Consider the following 447-nt stretch of genomic DNA (forward strand, 5'->3'; position numbering starts at 1 on the left):
TCACCATTGTGGTCGGGCCGTAATAAATGCCGTCACGCAGCATAAGAATCTGATTGCCCGAAAAACCACGCATAACAAACTGTGCCGGGCTGCCTGGAGAGCCACCGGATGATACGCCAGGCGCACTATCTGCAGCCTCTTCCGCATGGGCGTAGCCGCGCTGGTTCATGACTGAGCGGTCAATGACATCAATCGTGGCAGTCACCGGGGATGTAGGAACAATCATCTCAAACGGTACTATTCAGGATACGGTTAATCGTTACACCTGGTCTTTACCTTCCGGCATTACGATCCCATCTGCCGGATCAATTACTGTCACTGCAACCTGTGAAACATCTGGCTCAGTTTCAGCCGCGGCCGGCACGCTGACGATTATCGCAACCCCAACCAGTGGATGGACTTCTGTTACGAACAAAACCGCTGCCGCCACAGGGTCTGATGCTCAGA

General features: G+C 53.7%; 2 protein-coding genes. One reads left to right on the top strand and one right to left on the bottom strand.

Annotated elements, in window-relative coordinates; all coding sequences use genetic code 11:
- Positions 1-205 (bottom strand): TonB-dependent receptor plug domain-containing protein (locus HK25_RS12280; RefSeq protein ID WP_233127830.1); only part of this gene is annotated, 205 nt, incomplete at its 3' end.
- Here HK25_RS12280 and HK25_RS12285 point away from each other — a divergent pair.
- On the top strand, positions 195-447 hold a 253-nt coding region (locus tag HK25_RS12285; RefSeq protein WP_198945990.1), incomplete at its 3' end, for a baseplate J/gp47 family protein. The genes HK25_RS12280 and HK25_RS12285 overlap by 11 nt on opposite strands.

The sequence above is a fragment of the Acetobacter sp. DsW_059 genome (genome assembly GCF_002153695.1).
Classification (GTDB): Bacteria; Pseudomonadota; Alphaproteobacteria; order Acetobacterales; family Acetobacteraceae; genus Acetobacter; species Acetobacter thailandicus.